This is a genomic window from Cryobacterium sp. TMT2-15-1, assembly GCF_004402345.1.
Taxonomy (GTDB): domain Bacteria; phylum Actinomycetota; class Actinomycetes; order Actinomycetales; family Microbacteriaceae; genus Cryobacterium; species Cryobacterium sandaracinum.
The window spans coordinates 85,296-103,194 of sequence record NZ_SOGD01000007.1; the positions used below are offsets into that span (position 1 = coordinate 85,296).

Consider the following 17,899-nt stretch of genomic DNA (forward strand, 5'->3'; position numbering starts at 1 on the left):
TGATTCTCCGGCGCCTCTACAGGGAAGCGTCGCTGGACGCGCCCGTCTGGAGATTCGCCGGAATGTCGGCCAGGTAGGAATCCAGGTTGCGGCGCGTTTCCACGATGGAGTCACCACCGAACTTCTCCAGGACCGAGTTCGCGAGCACCAGAGCGACCATGGCCTCCGCGACCACGCCGGCGGCCGGCACGGCACAGACATCCGACCGTTGGTGGTGCGCGGGGGCAGCCTCGCTCGTGGCCACGTCAACCGTGCGGAGGGCGCGCGGGATGGTGGAGATGGGCTTCATGCCGGCGCGCACGCGCAACACTGTTCCGGTGCTCATGCCGCCTTCGGTGCCGCCGGCCCGGTCGCTGACCCGCTGGATGCGCCCGTCGGCCTGCACAAGCTCGTCGTGCGCCTCCGAGCCGCGCCGGGTGGTGGACAGGAAACCGTCCCCGACCTCGACCCCCTTGATGGCCTGGATGCCCATCAGCGCGGCCGCCAGCTGCGAATCGAGGCGGCGGTCCCAGTGCACGAACGAACCGAGTCCGGGAGGAAGGTTGTAGGCCAGCACCTCGACGACCCCTCCGAGGGTGTCGCCCTCCTTGTGGGCCAGGTCGACCTCGGCCACCATCCGGGCGGAGGTGACGGCGTCGAAGCAGCGCAGCGGGTCGGCGTCGAGGGCGTCGACGTCGCCGGGCAGCGGCAGCGGGGCGTCGACGGGCACGCGAACCGCCCCGATCGACAGGGTGTGGCTGACCAGGGTGATGCCGAGCTCGGCCAGGAACGACCGGGCGACGGCACCGAGCGCGACACGTGCCGCGGTCTCCCGGGCGCTGGCGCGCTCCAGTACCGGGCGGGCTTCGCCGAAGCCGTACTTCTGCATGCCGACCAGATCGGCGTGGCCGGGCCGGGGACGGGTCAGGGGGGCGCCGCGGCCGCGCGCGGACGCGGTCTCCACCGGTGCGGGGCTCATCACCTCGGCCCACTTGGGCCATTCGGTGTTGCCGATCCGCAGGGCAACCGGTCCGCCCATGGTGAGGCCGTGGCGCACGCCGCCGGAAATATTCAGTTCGTCCTGCTCGAACTTCTGGCGCGCGCCTCGGCCGTAGCCGAGTTTGCGGCGCGCAAGGTCAAGGCGGATCGCATCTAGGGTGACCGGGATTCCAGCGGGCAAACCTTCGACAATGGCGATGAGTTCGGGGCCGTGGGACTCTCCGGCGGTGAGCCAACGAAGCATGACCACTATCCTGTCACAGCCTTCCCGGTCAGGGCGCCGCGCATGGCGTGCAGCACCACGTCCTCGTTCGGCAGCGGTTCGAACGGGTCGCCGGAGACGAAGATGCGCACCTGGATCAGGGCCTGGTGCAGCAGCATCCCCTCTCCGGACACCGCGGTGCCGCCCGCCGACGACCAGGACCGGGCGAGGGCGCTGGGCCAGGGGGAATAACTCACGTCGAACAGGAGCGCCTGCCGGCGCAGCCCGGCGGGAAACTCGGCGCCCGGGTCGCTGCCCCCGGGCAGGGTGCTGATCACCAGCTCGCTGACGCGGGCAGGGTCGGGCAGGTCGGTGAGCGGGTAGGCCCGTACCACGACCCCGAGGCTCTGCCCCAGTTCGACCAGATCGGCCGCCTTCGCCGGGGTGCGCACGAGCACGTCGACCAGCTCCGCCCCCAGCTCAGCAGCTGCGACCAGGGCGGATGCCGCGGTGGCTCCGGCGCCGAGCAGGCACACGTGCACCGCGCGGTGCACTCCGGCTTCGGCGAGGGCACGCACCAGGCCGGTGACGTCCGTGTTGAAACCCTGCAACGTGCGCCGGCCGTCGGCTTCACCGAATAGCACCGTGTTGACGGAGCCGGTCTGAGCGGCGACCCGGTCGATGCCGTCGAGCTGCGCCCGGACCTCGTGCTTGAGGGGCATAGTGAGGGAGACACCGCGCCAGTCTGCGCCCAGGGACGCGAGGAAGTCCGGCAGTCCGCCCGCCGGCACCCGCACGGCGTCGTAGCGCCAGTCCAGGCCGAGCGCCTGGTACGCGGCCCGGTGCAGTGCCGGGGAGAGGGAATGCTCGATGGGCGAGCCCAGCACCGCAAGGCGACGCACGCGGACAGGGTCAAGGGTGGGGGCCGGCACGGATGCTTCGGGCTCAACCATATTCGGGGTTCTCTTCCATCCAGGCCAGCCATTTGTTCACGGCGGCGTCGTGCTCCGCGATCGTGGTGGAGAAGATTGTCTCCCCCGTGTCGAGGTTCCAGGACACGAAGTACAGCCAGGTACCGTCGGCGGGGTTCACGGCGGCGTCGATCGCGATGTCGCCGGGGTTCGAGATCGGCCCCACGGGAAGCCCGGGGTGCACATAAGTGTTGAAGGCGTTGACGGCGTCGACGCGTTCGGCATCCGTTGTCTTCACCCGGTCGGTCGCCCCGGTCCCGTAGGCCACGGTAGCGTCGGACTGCAGGAGCCCGCTCTGCCACTGCGCTGGATCGAGCCGGTTCAGGAACACGCGCGAGACCTTGTAGAAATCCTCCGTCAGCCCCGCTTCGCGTTGGATCAGGGCCGCGAGAACGATGGTCTTCCAGCGGTTCTCGGGCGCGACCCCGGCAGCGTCGAGAGCCTCGAACTGTCGGTCGACGAGCGTGCGGATGGCCTCGGGCGCCGTGGTCTCCGGGGGGAACGTGTAGGTGGCCGGGAACAGGAACCCCTCGAGGGTGGTTGCCTCGCCCGGCAGGCCGTAGGGCTCGACGTCGGCGGCCGCAGCCTCGAGATCGGCCAAGGGAATGCTGGTGCCCTCGCTGATCAGCTGGAGCACCGAGGCGGTCGTGGTCCCCTCGGGTATCACCACGGTCTGTTCTAGCTTGTTGTCCGGGTCGAGCAGGGCGTCGAGGGCGGCGCGGCCGCTCATCTTGCCGGCCAAACGGTAGGCGCCGGGCTGGAAGACGGGTGCCGGGCTCTCAGCGCGGAGCACCTCGTAGAACGCGTCGTAGCTCTTCACCACGTCCTGGGCGACGAGGGAGTTCGCGACGTCCTGACCGGTTTCACCGTCGTGGATCATCACGATGACCTCGTCGTCTCCGGCGCCGTCGTAGTCCGCCGGGCCCTGCACCATGCCGATCACGGCACCGATCGGCTCCTGGAGCAGGACGGCGGCGGCACCGGCGAGTCCGGCCAGGATCAGGAAGACGATCAGGCAGCCCCAGGCGCCCCGGCGGCCCTTCTTCTGCGGCACCGGAGCGGAGTCCAGCAGGGCGCGACGACTGGACCGGGTGCCTTCGCCCCGTGACTCACGGATGGCCCGACGCGAACTGAGAGGGTCCGCCGGGTCGATGGGGCTTGTCGGGTCGCCCGGCTCGGCCGGGGCTCCGGTGCTGTCGGCGGGAGGGGGTGTCATCGTTGAGGCTGCCCTTCATTCGGTGCGGCAGCTGGTGGGGGCCCGGCTGGAAGCTGGTCGCGCACGAGTTCGACGGCGGTGCCGGCGGGCGTGCCGAGGGTGCGTTCGGTGTCGAGGGCGTGCTGGAGGATGATGACCGCGGCGACTTGGTCGATCACGGGTTTCTGGGTTTTGGCCTTCCGCCCCGCAGAGCGCAGGACCGACTGCGCCGCGACGGTGGAGAGACGCTCATCGACCAGGCGAACCGGAACGGTCAGGGACCGGGCCAGCAGTTCGGCGAATCCAACCGCATCGTTGGTCGACGCCGTGCGGTTGCCGGAGAGCGCGAGCGGCAACCCGACCACCACCTCAACGGCGTCGAGCTCGGCCACCACGGCCACGATCCGGGCCACGTCCAGGCTGCCGGAGTGGTCGCGGTGGACGGTCTCGACCGGGGTCGCCAGCAGGCCGTGCGCGTCGCTGCGGGCCAGGCCGATCCGGGCTTTCCCGACGTCGACTCCGACCCGCACACCGTGACGCATGGTTCAGCCTGCTACGGCGGATCGAACGGCCGCGAGGGCGTTCGGGATGGCTGCTGCGTCGGTGCCGCCGCCCTGGGCGAGGTCGTCCTTGCCGCCGCCGCCGCCGCCGAGGATGCCGGCGACCTGCTTCGCCAGGGCTCCCGCACGCTGCCCGGCCTCCCGGGCCGCGGGGTTGGTGGCCACGATGACGACGGGCTTGTCGGCGACCACGGCCGCGAGGGCCACGACCGCCGGGGTGCTGCCGAGCTGCGTGCGGGTGGCCGTGACCAGCATCCGCAGGTCGTCAGCGGAGCCCAGCGTGCCGACCTGCTCGGCCACGACAGTGACGGAACCGACCAGCTTTGCCGAGGCGACGAGGGCAGGCACCCTGTCGGAGAGGGCCCGCGCCTCGAACGCGGCGATCTTCTTCTCGGCGGCCTTGAGGCTCTGCACGAGTTCGTTGATGCGCTCTGGCAACTGCTCCCGCGGCGTCTTCAGGTGTGAGGTCAGCTGGGAGACAAGGGCGCGCTCGGCGGCCAGGTCGCGGAAGGCCTCGAGGCCGACCAACGACTCCACCCGGCGGTTCGTGGAACCGACAGAACCCTCGCTGACCAGGTTGATCATGCCGATCTCGGCGCTGGAGGCTACGTGGGTTCCCGCGCAGAGTTCGCGAGACCAGGGGCCGCCGATATCGACGACGCGGACTCGATCGCCGTACTTCTCGCTGAAAAGGGCCATCGCTCCGAGAGCCTTCGCCTCGGCCAGGGGCAGCTCCCGGGTGAGCACGGGCAGGTTGTCCCGGATGGCGTTGTTGGAGATCTCTTCGATCTCGCTTCGGGTTGCCGGGGACAGTGCCTGGTTCCAGGAGAAGTCGAGGCGGAAGAAACCGGCCTTGTTGTACGAGCCGGACTGGTGGGCGTTCGGGCCGAGCACCTGGCGGAGGGCGGCATGCAGCACGTGCGTGCCGGAGTGCGCCTGCCGGGCACCTCGGCGCCAGTCGGGGTCGACGACGCTGGTGGCGGAGTCCCCGACGCCGACCTCGCCGGACCGCACCTGCACCTTGTGGCTGATCAGGCCCTTGACGGGCTTCTGCACGTCGAGCACCTCGAGCTCGTAGCCGGTGCCCACGATCAAACCGGCATCGGCCTCTTGCCCGCCGGACTCCGCGTACAGGGCCGTCTCGGCGAGGATCACCTCGGCGATGTCACCGGAGACGGCGCGATCGACGGAGAGACCGTTGACGATGATCCCGAGCACGCTGGATTCGGTCTGCAGGGCGTCGTAGCCCGTGAAGACGGTCTCCCCCGCCGCGCGGAATGCGCTGTAGACCGACAGGTCGGCGAGGTGCGTCTTCTTGGCCTTGGCGTCGGCCTTGGCCATCGCGCGCTGCTTGGCCATCAGTGTGTCGAAGGCCTCGCGGTTGACGCTGAGCCCGGCCTCCTCGGCCATCTCGAGGGTGATCTCGATCGGGAAGCCGTAGGTGTCATGCAGGAGGAACGCGGTGTCGCCCGGCAGAACGACCTGGTCCGCTTTTTTGGTCTTCGCGACGGCGAGGTCGAGCACGGCGCTGCCACTGGCGAGGGTGCGCAGGAAGGTCTCCTCTTCGGCATAAGCGGCCTGGCTGATGCGGGCGTAGTCGGCCTTGACCTCGGGGTACGCGCCGGCCATGGCGTCGCGCGAGGCCGGAAACAATTCGGGAAAGGTCGCGGCGTCGACGCCGAGGAGGCGCATGGCACGCACGCTGCGGCGCATCAGGCGGCGCAGGATGTACCCGCGGCCCTCGTTGGACGGCATCACTCCGTCGCTCATCAGCATCAGGGACGACCGCACATGGTCAGCGACGATGCGCATCCGCACGTCGTCGTCGTGACCGGCCCCGTAGCGGCGACCGGACAGTTCCGCGGCCCGGTCGAGGACCGGGCGCACCTGGTCGATCTCGTACATGTTCTGAACGCCCTGTTTGAGGAAGGCGACACGTTCGAGCCCCATGCCGGTGTCGATGTTCTTCTTCGGCAGGTCGCCGAGGATGACAAAGTCGTTCTTGCTGGTGCCCTCGCCGCGGAGGTACTGCATGAAGACGAGGTTCCAGATTTCGACGTACCGGTCGTCGTCGGTGGCCGGGCCGCCGTCGATGCCGTAGGCCGGGCCGCGGTCGAAGAAGATCTCGGAGCAGGGCCCGGCAGGCCCGGGCTGACCGGTCGACCAGTAGTTTGTGTCCATGCCGAGACGCTGGATGCGGTGCTCGGGCAGGCCGAGGGCGCGCCAGTACCGGAAGGCCTCGTCGTCGTCCTCGTAGACGGTGACCCAGAGGTCCTTCTCGGCGAAGCCGTAGCCGCCATCGGCATCCGAGCTGGTGAGCAGTTCCCAGGCGTAACCGATCGCCTGTTCCTTGAAGTAGTCGCCGAACGAGAAGTTACCGTTCATCTGGAAGAAGGTGCCGTGACGCGGGGTCTTGCCGACCTCTTCGATGTCGTTGGTGCGGATGCATTTCTGAACACTCGTCGCTCGCGGGTAGGGGGGCGGCACGAGACCGGTCAAATACGGTACGAACGGGACCATCCCGGCCACCGTGAACAGGAGTGTGGGGTCGTCGCTGACAAGCGAAGCGGAGGGGACGACGGTGTGACCGCGATCGGCAAAGAAGTCGAGCCAGCGCCCGCGAATTTCAGCAGTCTGCATTAGTTCCGTAGTTCGTTGTAGTGAAAAAGATATGGATGATTCCTACCTGGCGAGCACGTACTGGCCGAGTACTTACTGGGCGAGTTTTTCGATCGTGACTTCGGTCTCCGACGCGATGTCGCCGATGGCGTCCCGCAGCTCGGCCTCACGCTTGCGGTAGCCGTCCGAGATGGCCTCACCGAATTCGCGCGCCTTGGTGTCCAGATCGGCGAAGAATTGCTTCCCCTGACGCGTCTTGCCGGCTTCGCGGGCGATGAGCAGCCCGGTGGTGACGCCGACGACAAACCAGATGAAATTCTTCATAGCAATGCTCCCTGAATATGTGTGCAGACCCTGAAAAGTGGTGAAAAGGTCGGTTCACGGCGGTTGAACGTCTGGAACGACCGTCTGACCGGCGAATCCCAGACGGGCCGGCTCCGTTCCAGAGTACCCGACTACCTGTGGCGGCGGCGGCGGGTGCCGCCCGGGCGGGCAGCCCCGAGAGCCGCGCGAACCCCCGCGGAGAAGCCGGCCAGTTTGACCAGCGGGCCGCCGACGGTCGCCGAGACGAGGGCGACCAGAGCGGAGACGTTGCCCGTGACATCCGCCACGTTCGAGGTGATGGTGTCCACCCGGGCCAACTGCGCGTTGGTCTCCTGAATCGTCTTGGTGGATTCCTCGAGCAGTGGGGTGACGGTGTGGGTCAGGTCGCGGATGGCCGCGGTCGTCTCGTCGAAGACGCGACCGAGCTTGACCAGGGGCAGGGCCAGGAACCCGACCAGCATCACGAAGGCAGCGGCGAATACGAGCCCGACAATATCTCCACCAGACATTGACCAACCATCCATTCCAGATTCGACATTCACGAGCCAGGTGCGCGTACGCAAAGAGCGGACCACCCCAGGGTGATCCGCTCTCCAGCGTAGTTCAGTTGCAGCGCCTGACGGCGGTGCGGGTGAAAAGGAGCCTAGCGGGCCGCGTAGTACTCGACGACGAGCTGGACTTCGCAGGTCACGGGGATTTCGATGCGCTTCGGGCGGCGCACGAGGCGGGCCTGCAGCTTGTCGATCTCGACCTCAAGGTAGGCGGGGAGCTTGGGCAGGACGTCGACGTGACCGCCGGCGGCTGCGACCTGGAACGGCTCCATGGCCTCGCTCTTGGGCTTGACGTGGATGAGCTGTCCCGGCTTCACGCGGAAGGAGGGACGGTCGACCAGCTGGCCGTCGATCAGGATGTGACGGTGCACGATCATCTGACGGGCCTGGGCGGTGGTGCGGGCGATCGCGGAGCGAACGAGAAGAGCGTCGAGACGGGTCTCGAGGATCTCGACGAGGTTCTCACCGGTCAGTCCCTGGGCGCGGCGAGCTTCCTCGAACGCGATCTTGAGCTGGGCTTCGCGGATGCCGTACTGGGCACGTAAGCGCTGCTTTTCGCGGAGGCGAACGGCGTAGTCGGAGTCGGTCTTGCGCTTGGTGCGACCGTGCTCGCCCGGTGCGTACGGACGCTTCTCCAGGTAGCGAGCGGCCTTCGGGGTCAGGGCGATGCCCAGGGCCCGCGAGAGGCGGGTCTTACTGCGGGTACGTGACTTGGTAGACACGGTGTCCTTTCGATGGAACTGCAAACAAGGGGAAACCAGGGCGGGGGCCGCGCAATCAGACAGCACAGCCTCAACGTCATGGGAGTTCAGAGGGGTGGTGCCATGGCACGCCCGGCTACAGGGCGAAACCATCCAATCCGGAATCGGACGCAGCCGCATGCCGATTCCATTTGTAGGCAGCGTTCAGGTTAGCACATCGGGTCCTTCGGCCGTTCCGTTCAGCGGGCACGGATGATCTTGCGCAACTTGGCGAGGCGGGCCGAGATCTCGCGCTCATGGCCGTGCTCGGTAGGCTCGTAATAGCGCACCTCGGCGAGCTCGTCCGGCGGGTACTGCTGGGCCAGCACGCCGAGGGCGACGTCGTGGGGATACTTGTAGCCCTTGCCGTGGCCGAGGCGTTTGGCGCCTGGGTAGTGCGCATCCCGCAACGGTTTGGGCACCCGGCCGGTCTTGCCGTTCCGCACGTCGGCGATCGCCGCATCCAGGGCCATGTAGGCCGCGTTGGACTTGGGTGCGGTGGCCAGGTGTACGACGGCCTGGGCGAGCGGGATGCGGCCCTCGGGCATGCCGATGTATTGCACGGCGTCGGCGGCGGCGATGGCGATCACCAGCGCCTGAGGGTCGGCCATGCCGATGTCTTCGGAGGCCAGCACGATGATGCGGCGGCAGATGAACCGGGGATCTTCGCCGGCCTCGATCATGCGCGCGAGATAGTGGAGGGACGCGTCGACATCCGAGCCGCGCACCGATTTGATGAAGGCGCTGATGACGTCGTAGTGCTCATCGCCGTTGCGGTCGTAGCGCAGAAGCGCACGGTCGACAGCGAGGGCGACGACCTCGGTGGTGATGACCGGCTTCGCGTCGGACTCGGCGTCGACGGAGGACGCCGCCGCCACCGAACCGGCCTCCAGGGCGGTCAGCGCCCGTCGGGCGTCACCCGACGCGAGCCGGATGATCGCGGCCCTGGCTTCGGGGTCGAGTACGAACCGGTCGGCCAGGCCGCGCGGGTCGACCACGGCCCGGTCGACAACGACACCGAGATCGTCGTCGCTGAGCGTTTCGAGGGTGAGCAGCAGGGAGCGGGACAGCAGCGGCGAGATCACGGAGAAGGACGGGTTCTCGGTGGTCGCGGCCACGAGGATGATGACCCCGTTCTCCACCCCGGGCAGGAGAGCGTCCTGCTGCGCCTTGCTGAACCGGTGGATCTCGTCCAGGAAGAGCACGGTAGAGAGTCCGTAGAGGTCCCGGCTGGTGCGCGCCTCGTCCATTACCTGGCGCACGTCCCGCACTCCGGCCGACACCGCGGACAGCTCGACGAACCGACGGCCCGAGCTGCGCGCGATGGCCTGGGCCAGGGTGGTCTTGCCGGTGCCGGGCGGGCCCCACAGGATGACGGAGACCGCGCCCTGCTCCCCGGTCTTGTCACTGGCCAGGCTGACCAGCGGGGAGCCCGGTGTGAGCAGATGCTTCTGACCGGCGACCTCCTCGAGGCTCGTCGGGCGCATCCGTACGGCGAGGGGTGTGGCCCCGCTGCGCAGTCCCGGTTGTGAATCCACCATGGGTCCAGCGTAGTTTGTGCCGGTGACCGGGCCGATCCTGAACCGGTGCTGCCCGGAGCGGATGTTTGTCTGCCCTCTCCGGGTTGCGTAGAGTTCAACATGGTTCGGGCGCCAGACGCTGGAGCCGTCCCCGTTCGATCGGGCCTTCCGATGGAGGCCGCCTGGAGGCTACGACGTGGTAACGAACAAGAAGCAGGACCGTGAAGCCCGCGAGGCGCGCGTGCGAGTGCGCGCCTTTCAGGCTCGGCGTTCGGTGAATGCGCACCAGGTGAAGCGGCGTCGGCGGGACAACCGCATCGCCGGTGTCAGCGTGGCCGTGATCGTGGCGCTGGCCGTCGGCGCGCAGGTCCTGTTCGTCACCGGAGGCCCCGGCAGCCCGGCACCCTCCGCCGCCGACACCGCTTCCCCCTCCGCGTCGGCCGCACCGTCCGACAGCGCGAACAGCGGCGAGGTGCCGCCCAGCACCCTGGCGGAAGACCGCACCTGGACCGGCACGCTGGCCCTCAACGGCATTCCGCTTGAGATCGAGCTCGATGGAGCCCTCGCCCCTCAGGCGGTGTCCTCGACCATCAACCTGATCACCACCGGCTTCTACCAGGACGTGACCTGCCACCGGCTCACCGACGGCGGTTTCTTCGTGCTGCAGTGCGGGGACCCGACCGGAACGGGATCGGGTGGCCCCGGCTACAGCTATGGACCGATTGAAAACGCCCCGGCCGACGATGTGTACCCAGCCGGCACACTGGCCATGGCCCGCCAGGGCGGCAACGCCTACAGTATGGGCAGCCAGTTCTTCATCGTCTACGACGACACGACCATCCCCGCCGACGCGGTCGGCGGCTACACGGTGCTCGGCCGGGTGACCGATGGACTGGACGAAATCAAAGCGCAGATCACGGCTGCCGGCGTCGCCGACGGCTCTTCGGACGGCACCCCTCAGGTGCCGACCAGCATCACTCAGGTATCAGTTCAGTAGAACAGACGAACAGCACGCGGGCTTGCAATAGGCTTGACCGGGTATTGGCTCACTTGTGAGCACACAACGACATCAATAAGGTGAGGCTCTTGACTGCGACAGATCAGCAACCATGGGGTCGCGTAGACGATACCGGCACGGTTTACGTGCGCGAAGCGACAGGCGAGCGCGCCGTGGGACAGTATCCCGACGCGACGCCGGAAGAGGCGCTTGCCTACTTCGAACGGAAATACGTTGAGCTCAACGGCCAGGTCACGCTTCTCGAACAGCGCGCCAAGGGTGGGGCACCTGCCGCAGATATCGCGAAGTCCGTCAAACATCTGACGGAGGCCGTGGCGAACGCCAACGCGGTCGGCAACCTGGCAGCCTTGGCCACCCGCCTGGGTGCCCTCGGCGGCGCGGTGACCGAGCTCACCGAGCAGCAGGGCGCCGAGGCGAAGGCCGCAGCGACCGCCGCCGTCGCCGAGCGTGCCGCGATCGTCGCCGAGGCCGAGGCTCTCGCCGCCGAAGACCCGGCCAAGACACAGTGGAAGCAGACCAGCGCTGCCCTGGAGGTCCTGTTCGCGAAGTGGCAGGCCCACCAGCACGATGCTCCGCGCATTCCCAAGGGCGAGGCCAATGACCTGTGGAAGCGGTTCCGCGCGGCCCGCACCACGATCGAGCAGAACCGTAAGGCGTTCTTCGCCGAGCTGGACAGCGCCCACAAGGACGTTCGCAACCGCAAGCAGCACCTGATCGAGCAGGCCGAGGCCCTCGCCCTCAAGGGCGCCGATGGCATCCCGGGGTACCGCACTCTGCTCGACGAGTGGAAGCTCGCGGGTCGCAGCGGCAAGAAGCAGGACGACGCCATGTGGGCCAAGTTCAAGGCAGCCGGCGACGTGCTCTACTCGGTCAAGTCCGAAATCGACGCGCACGATGACGAGGAGTTCGCGGGCAACCTGACTCTCAAGGTCGAGTTGCTCACCGAAGCCGAACTTCTGCTGGCCGAGACGGACCGCGCCAAGGCGCGCAGCGCGCTGAGCTCCATCCAGCGCCGGTGGGACGCCATCGGCAAGGTTCCGCGCGACTCGGTCAAGTCCATCGAGGACCGCATGCGCAAGGTCGAGGCGGCCGTGCGCAAGCTCGACGACGACCACTGGAAGCGCAACAACCCGGAGACCAAGGCTCGCGCCGAGGGTCTGGCCGGCCAGCTGCACGATGCCATCGTCAAGCTCGAGGCCGAACTGGCCGCGGCGCAGGCCGGCGGGGATGCCGCGGCGATCACGGCAGCCACCGAGGCTCTCGAGGCCCGCAAGGCGTGGCTGAAGGCCATCGGCCAGTAGCCCGGCCGTCCACAGCACGACGAGCGGGGATCTGTCCACAGATCCCCGCTTTTTGTGGGCGGGAGAACGCACCCGGCCGCACGCTGAGTCGATGAACCCACAGTCGATGAACTCACGCCTTCCCGTGGTGCTCTCCGCCCACGACCTGCCGCTCGCGGAGCTGTGCGGCGCCCGTCTCGACGGGGAACTCTTCACCCTGGGCGACTTCTGGTGCCCGGTCGACGAGGTCGATGACCGGGTGCGACGCGCCCGGGCCGTCGGGTTGCTGCTTGCGTCCCCACGGGCCATCGCCGAGCGGATGACCGCGGCCTGGATCTACGGTCTGGCGCCGGAACCTCGCCGCCACCACTTCTGCGTGCAGAGTTCCGCCCGAATGAAACTGGTCCCATCGCCCCGAATGCAGATCCGCGAGGTCAACTGCCCGTCCGACCAGCTTCAGGCGATCTCCGGCCTCCGGGTTACGCTGCCCCTGCGCACCGCCGTCGACCTCGTCCGCTGGCACGACGCGCCCACCGACGGTGACCGCGTCGCCCTGATCGCCGCCCTGCTGCGCCTGGCCGGCTGCACCAGCACCGACCCGGCCAGCCGCCTATGCGCGGCACCCAACCTGCCGTTCAAGGCTCCTGCCCGGACCCGACTGCGGGAGGTGCAACGGTACCTCGACGAGCATCCGCGCCCCACCTGATGTCTCTACCGGGAGGCCAATGCGAGCTGAATGGCCGCTCAGCCCTCGTTGACGCGGTAGACGTCATAAACGGCGTCGATACGGCGCACCGCATTGAGCACGCGATCGAGGTGAGTGGTGTCGCCCATCTCGAAGACGAACCGGCTGATCGCGAGTCGGTCGGAGGAGGTGTGCACCGTCGCCGACAGGATGTTGACGTGATGCTCCGACAGCACTCGGGTGACGTCGGAGAGCAGCCCGGAGCGGTCGAGAGCCTCGATCTGGATCTGCACCAGGAACAGGCTCTTGGAAGTGGGCGCCCAATCGACGTCGATCATGCGCTCGGGTTCCTTGAGGAGGGACTGCACGTTGCGACAGGATGCCTGGTGCACCGATACCCCGGCGCCGCGCGTGATATACCCCACGACCCTGTCACCCGGCACGGGAGTGCAGCAGCGGGCAAGCTTCACCAGGATGTCGGGGGCGCCGCGCACGAGGATGCCCGAGTCGCTGTTGCGGAGCGTCTGGGTGCGGCCGTGGAGCGCGAACGGCAGGTCCGTGGCATCGCTCTCCTCGACGCTCTGCAGGGTGGCGACCACCTTCTCCAGCACCGACTGCGTCGACACATGCCCCTCGCCGACGGCGGCGTACAGCGCAGAGACGTCTTCATACTTCATCACCGCGGCGACTTCGGCGAAGGAGTCCTGGTTCATCAGTTTCTGCAGCGGCAGGTTCTGCTTGCGCATAGCGCGCGCGATGGCGTCGCGGCCCTGCTCGATCGCCTCGTCGCGGCGCTCCTTGGTGAACCACTGGCGGATCTTGTTGCGGGCCCGGGGGCTCTTGACGAAGTTCAGCCAGTCCTTGCTCGGGCCGGAGTCGGGATTCTTCGACGTGAACACCTCGACGACGTCACCGGTGACGAGAGGGCTCTCCAGCGGGACGAGGCGCCCGTTGACCTTGGCGCCCATGGTGCGATGGCCGACCTCGGTGTGCACGGCGTAGGCGAAGTCGACCGGGGTGGCGTCGGCCGGCAGACCGATCACCCGGCCCTTGGGGGTGAAGACGTAGACCTCTTTGGCACCGATCTCGTAGCGCAGCGAGTCGAGGAACTCCCCCGGGTCGGCCGTTTCGGCTTGCCAGTCGGAGATGTGGGCGAGCCAAGCCATGTCGGTGTCGCTCTGCGGGCCCGGACCGGAACTCTTTCCTGTGGTCTGCTCCTTGTACTTCCAGTGCGAGGCCACGCCGAATTCGGCGCGCTGGTGCATTTCCTGGGTGCGGATCTGGATTTCCACGGCGCGCCCGCTCGGGCCGAGAACCGTGGTGTGCAGCGACTGGTACAGGTTGAATTTGGGGGTGGCGATGTAGTCCTTGAACCGGCCGGGAAGCGGCGTCCACCGGGCGTGGATTGCACCGAGAACCGCGTAGCAGTCCCGCACCGAGTTGACGAGCACTCGAATGCCGACCAGATCGTAGATGTCGTCGAACTCGCGCCCGCGCACGACCATCTTCTGGTAGATCGAGTAGTACTGCTTGGGCCGGCCGGCGACCTTGCCCCGAATGCGGGCGGCCTTCAGGTCGTCGACGATCGAGTCGATGACGTGCTGCACGAACTCTTCTCGCTGCGGAGTGCGCTGCTTGACAAGACTGTCGATCTCGGCGTAGAGCTTGGGGTACAGCACCGCGAACGAGAGGTCTTCAAGCTCCCACTTGATGGCCTGGATCCCCAGACGGTGCGCGAGCGGCGCGTAAATCTCCAGCGTCTCGGTCGCCTTCCGAACCGCGGACTCGGCAGGCACGAATCCCCAGGTGCGCGCGTTGTGCAGTCGGTCGGCGAGCTTGATGATCAGCACACGGATGTCCTTGGACATCGCCACGATCATCTTGCGCACGGTCTCGGCCTGGGTGCTGTCGCCGTACTTGACCTTGTCCAGCTTGGTGACGCCGTCGACCAGCATGGTGATCTCGTCGCCGAAATCGTGCCTCAGCTGGTCGAGGGTGTACTCGGTGTCCTCCACGGTGTCGTGCAGCAGTGCCGCCGAGACGGTCTTGGGACCGATGCCCAGATCCGCCAGGATCTGCGCGACCGCGACCGGATGGGTGATGTACGGTTCTCCGCTGCGGCGAAACTGGCCCTCATGCGCCTGCTCCGCGGTGACGTAGGCCCGCTCGATGATCGAGAGGTCCACCTTGGGATGGTGCATCCGCACGGTTTTCAGCAGCGTGTCGACCGCGCCGACCGGCTGGGCCCGGGAAAAGATCCGAGGCACGAGGCGCCGCAAGGATGCCGGCGGGAGCGGTGCCGGGGAGGCAGGAGGAGTCGTCAGTTCGGTCATCTGGCCACCTCCATCCGCTTGATCAATTATTACTGCTCCCGAACCGGATCGGGTACCACTTCCGGCTCGGGTGCGGGCCTCCTCCGGCGGTGATCAGGGCCGACTATTAGGCGCTGACTTCGGCGGCCACCTTCAGCGCGGGGCCGGCCTTCGCCCGCTGGGCGAGAACCTTCTGGTCGGCCCGGCGCACGGCCGGCTCCGCGGAGCGGATTTGAGCGTACAGCGGCGACGCGATGAAGATCGTCGAGTAGGCGCCGGCGATGATGCCGATCAGGAGTGCCAGCGAGATGTCCCGAAGGGTTCCTGCCCCGAGCACGAGCGTTCCGATGAACAGGATCGAGGCGACCGGCAGCACCGCGACGACGGAGGTGTTGATCGAGCGCACCAGGGTCTGGTTGACGGCTAGGTTTACGGATTCTGCGAACGTGCGCGTATCGGCGCCCGCCTCCGAGGTGTTCTCGCGGATCTTGTCGAAGACCACGACCGTGTCGTAGAGCGAGTAGCCGAGGATCGTGAGAAATCCGATCACGGCGGCCGGGGTGATCTCGAAACCGGTGATTCCGTAGATCCCGGCCGTGATGACGAGGTCGTGCATCAGCGCGGTCATGGCCGCGAGCGACATCTTCCAGGTGCGGAAGTACAGTGCCATGCCGATGGCGGCGAGAACGAGGAAGATGAGGAGTCCGCGCACGGCCTGGCCGGTAATGTCCTGGCCCCAGACCGGACCGATGAAGGACGCGGTGACCTGCTCGATCGGCACGGCGTACGCATCCGCCAGCGCGGCGCGAATCTCCCGGGTCTCGTCGCTGGTGAGCTGGTCGGTCTGCACGCGGATGCCGGTGCTGCTGACGCTCGACACCCTGGGCGTCGCCAACGGGACGACCTCGGTCACGGCATCGGCGGCAGCTCCCTGGTCCTGGTCGGCGACCTGGGAGATCTTGAACTCGGAGCCTCCCGTGAACTCGATGCCGAAGACGAAGCCGCCACGCAGCTGGGGAACGACGATGGCCACGAAGAGTGCCACGACCGCGACCAGGTACCAGGTCTTGCGCCGCCCGACGATGTCGAACGAGCGCTTGCCCGTGTGCAGGTCGTTGCCGAACTGGGAAAAGCTGGCCATTAGGAATCCTTCCCGTCGGTCGTTCGATCCGCACTGGAACCGACGAGTTCTGACGCCTTGCGCTCGGCGATGGTCTGGCGCTTTGCTGCCTCACGGCTGGCCGAGGACAGTTTGGCGGAAGGGAGATCGCTTGAAGGACGGAATTTCGCCCGCCCGCGGTAGGTCGCGCCCAGGGCCCGCGGGTCGAGGCCGCTGAACTTGTGTCCGTCGCTGAAGAACTTCGTGCGCGCCAGCAGCTGGAGCATCGGGTGGGTGAAGAGCATGACCACGAGCACGTCGACGAGTGTGGTCAGCCCCAGGGTGAGGGCGAAGCCCTTGACGTTGCCGACGGCGACGATGAACAGGACGCCGGCGGCCAAGATGTTGACCGCGTCGGAGGCGAGAATGGTGCGCAGGGCGCGCTTCCAGCCGGCCTCGACGGAGGATTCGAGCCCTCGTCCGTCCCGGAGCTCATCACGCACCCGCTCGAAGTAGACGATGAAGGAGTCGGCGGTGATGCCGATCGCGACGATAAGACCCGCGACGCCGGCCAAAGACAGCCGGTAGCCTTCGCGCCAGGAGAGGATCGTGATCAGCAGGTAGGTGATGATCGCCGCGACCGTAAGCGACGCCACGGTGACGAGGCCGAGCAGGCGGTACTGGATCAGCGAGTAGAGCACGACCAGCACGAGTCCGATCAGGCCTGCGATCAGGCCGCCGGTGAGCTGGCTGGAGCCCAGGGTCGCCGAGATGGTGTCCTGGCTCTGCACGGTGAAGCTGATCGGCAGGGCGCCGAACTTGAGCTGGTCAGCCAGGGCCTTTGACGAGTCCTGGTCGAAGTCACCGCTGATCTGCGCGTTGCCGTCGGTGATGGCCGCCAGGGTGCGCGGGGCCGAGATGACGTTGCCGTCGAGCACGATCGCGAACTGGTTCTGCGCTCCGGTGAGCGCGTTCAGCCGGGTGCTGACGTCGGCGAAGGCCTTGGTTCCGGTTCCGTCGAAGGTGATGTTGACGACCCATTCACCGGTCGTGGCGCCGCTCTGCGTGGTCTGCTGGCCGTTGGTCGCGTCGGAGACGTTCTCGCCGCTGACTTCAACCGGGCCGAGGATGTACTTGATGGAGCCGTCGGCCTCACAGGTGACAAGCGGCTCCGCCGCCGGTGCCACATTGGTGGTGTCGATCTTGCTGCAATCGAAGGCCTCGTACTGGGCCTGGAGCGCGGGGGTGACCCAGTTCAGGTCGCTCCCGTCGGTGGGCACAGCGGTCGGGGTGCTTTCCAGGCTCGGGTCGACCGTGGGGGTCGGTACCGGGGTCGCGACCCCGTCCTCTCCGACAACGTCCTCACCGACGCTGGCCGCGGACGGGGCACCGGCCACGAGCACCGGTCGGAACTCGAGCTTGGCGGAGGACTCGATTCGGTTGATCGTCGCGTCGTCCGGCACACCGGGGATGGACACGACGATGTTCTGGCCGCCCTGGGTGTTGATCTCCGCCTCGGAGACGCCTGCAGAGTCGATGCGCTGCCGAATGATCTTCACGGCCTCATTGAGCTGCTCCGAGGAGACGGACTGCCCGGACTCGAGCTTCGGCGCGAGGATGATCTGCGTGCCGCCCTCAAGGTCCAGGGCCAGCTTGGGCGTCCAGGATCCGCCGCCGGTGAGCACGCCGGCCGTGTTGAGCGCAATCAGGCCGACGATGATCACACCCAGCCACGTGAGGGAACGCCAGGCCTTCTTGGCCGGAGACGACTTTGCCACCAGAGAACTCAGCTTTCTATGCTCATGCTCATGCCCGCGCCGAGGCGCGGGCATGGAGAGGGATTGG

The 17,899-nt window shown here is 67.5% G+C and carries 15 protein-coding genes; 3 read left to right on the forward strand and 12 right to left on the reverse strand.

All coding sequences use genetic code 11. From position 1 onward, the window contains the following. Window positions 1–16: 16 nt before the first annotated feature. The 9 genes from aroC to E3O62_RS01425 all read right to left on the reverse strand — a co-directional run bounded on the left by aroC (window position 17) and on the right by E3O62_RS01425 (window position 9,681). Window positions 17–1,222, reverse strand: a complete 1,206-nt coding sequence (gene aroC, locus E3O62_RS01385; RefSeq protein ID WP_134397300.1) for a chorismate synthase — start codon at window positions 1,220–1,222, stop codon at window positions 17–19. Window positions 1,223–1,227: 5 nt separating this feature from the next. Beyond that, window positions 1,228–2,133 carry a shikimate dehydrogenase gene (locus E3O62_RS01390; RefSeq protein WP_134397301.1) on the reverse strand — a complete coding sequence of 302 codons (906 nt, stop codon included), beginning with the start codon at window positions 2,131–2,133 and terminating at the stop codon, window positions 1,228–1,230. Further along, a complete protein-coding gene (mltG, locus tag E3O62_RS01395) occupies window positions 2,126–3,367 on the reverse strand; it encodes an endolytic transglycosylase MltG (protein ID WP_134396137.1) in 1,242 nt (413 codons plus the stop codon). The genes E3O62_RS01390 and mltG overlap by 8 nt, the downstream gene beginning before the upstream one ends. Then, window positions 3,364–3,888 (reverse strand): Holliday junction resolvase RuvX, encoded by a 525-nt coding sequence (gene ruvX / locus E3O62_RS01400; RefSeq protein ID WP_174720094.1) that lies wholly within the window; start codon window positions 3,886–3,888, stop codon window positions 3,364–3,366. Before ruvX ends, mltG begins: the two co-directional genes overlap by 4 nt. 3 nt (window positions 3,889–3,891) lie before the next feature. Next, the gene (gene alaS / locus E3O62_RS01405) at window positions 3,892–6,546 is read right to left on the reverse strand and encodes an alanine--tRNA ligase (RefSeq protein ID WP_134396138.1); all 2,655 of its coding nucleotides are present in this window, start codon (window positions 6,544–6,546) and stop codon (window positions 3,892–3,894) included. Between the two features lie 72 nt (window positions 6,547–6,618). Continuing rightward, on the reverse strand, window positions 6,619–6,849 hold the full coding sequence (locus tag E3O62_RS01410) for a hypothetical protein (RefSeq protein ID WP_134396139.1): 231 nt from the start codon (window positions 6,847–6,849) through the stop codon (window positions 6,619–6,621). A gap of 131 nt (window positions 6,850–6,980) precedes the next feature. Then, complete coding sequence (locus tag E3O62_RS01415) at window positions 6,981–7,358, reverse strand: DUF948 domain-containing protein (RefSeq protein ID WP_134396140.1); 378 nt, start codon at window positions 7,356–7,358, stop codon at window positions 6,981–6,983. Window positions 7,359–7,492: 134 nt separating this feature from the next. Next, window positions 7,493–8,122 carry a 30S ribosomal protein S4 gene (rpsD, locus tag E3O62_RS01420; protein WP_104100497.1) on the reverse strand — a complete coding sequence of 210 codons (630 nt, stop codon included), beginning with the start codon at window positions 8,120–8,122 and terminating at the stop codon, window positions 7,493–7,495. A gap of 218 nt (window positions 8,123–8,340) precedes the next feature. Beyond that, window positions 8,341–9,681, reverse strand: coding sequence for a replication-associated recombination protein A (locus E3O62_RS01425; RefSeq protein ID WP_134396141.1), 1,341 nt, complete (start codon window positions 9,679–9,681; stop codon window positions 8,341–8,343). A 175-nt stretch (window positions 9,682–9,856) separates the two neighbouring features. Here E3O62_RS01425 and E3O62_RS01430 point away from each other — a divergent pair, with 175 nt between their 5' ends. The 3 genes from E3O62_RS01430 to E3O62_RS01440 all read left to right on the forward strand — a co-directional run bounded on the left by E3O62_RS01430 (window position 9,857) and on the right by E3O62_RS01440 (window position 12,664). Continuing rightward, window positions 9,857–10,657, forward strand: a complete 801-nt coding sequence (locus E3O62_RS01430; protein WP_134397302.1) for a peptidylprolyl isomerase — start codon at window positions 9,857–9,859, stop codon at window positions 10,655–10,657. Window positions 10,658–10,746: 89 nt separating this feature from the next. Continuing rightward, window positions 10,747–11,979, forward strand: coding sequence for a DUF349 domain-containing protein (locus E3O62_RS01435; protein ID WP_134397303.1), 1,233 nt, complete (start codon window positions 10,747–10,749; stop codon window positions 11,977–11,979). A gap of 106 nt (window positions 11,980–12,085) precedes the next feature. Continuing rightward, entirely contained in the window at window positions 12,086–12,664 is a 579-nt protein-coding gene (locus E3O62_RS01440; RefSeq protein WP_134396144.1) for a hypothetical protein, read from the forward strand. 38 nt (window positions 12,665–12,702) lie between these two features. Here E3O62_RS01440 and E3O62_RS01445 read toward each other — a convergent pair whose 3' ends face one another. The 3 genes from E3O62_RS01445 to secD form a co-directional block, all read right to left on the reverse strand. Then, on the reverse strand, window positions 12,703–14,976 hold the full coding sequence (locus tag E3O62_RS01445) for a bifunctional (p)ppGpp synthetase/guanosine-3',5'-bis(diphosphate) 3'-pyrophosphohydrolase (RefSeq protein ID WP_134396145.1): 2,274 nt from the start codon (window positions 14,974–14,976) through the stop codon (window positions 12,703–12,705). A 106-nt stretch (window positions 14,977–15,082) separates the two neighbouring features. Further along, complete coding sequence (secF, locus tag E3O62_RS01450; protein WP_134397304.1) at window positions 15,083–16,096, reverse strand: protein translocase subunit SecF; 1,014 nt, start codon at window positions 16,094–16,096, stop codon at window positions 15,083–15,085. Beyond that, the gene (gene secD, locus E3O62_RS01455; RefSeq protein ID WP_134396147.1) at window positions 16,096–17,832 is read right to left on the reverse strand and encodes a protein translocase subunit SecD; all 1,737 of its coding nucleotides are present in this window, start codon (window positions 17,830–17,832) and stop codon (window positions 16,096–16,098) included. Before secD ends, secF begins: the two co-directional genes overlap by 1 nt. Window positions 17,833–17,899 lie beyond the last annotated feature (67 nt).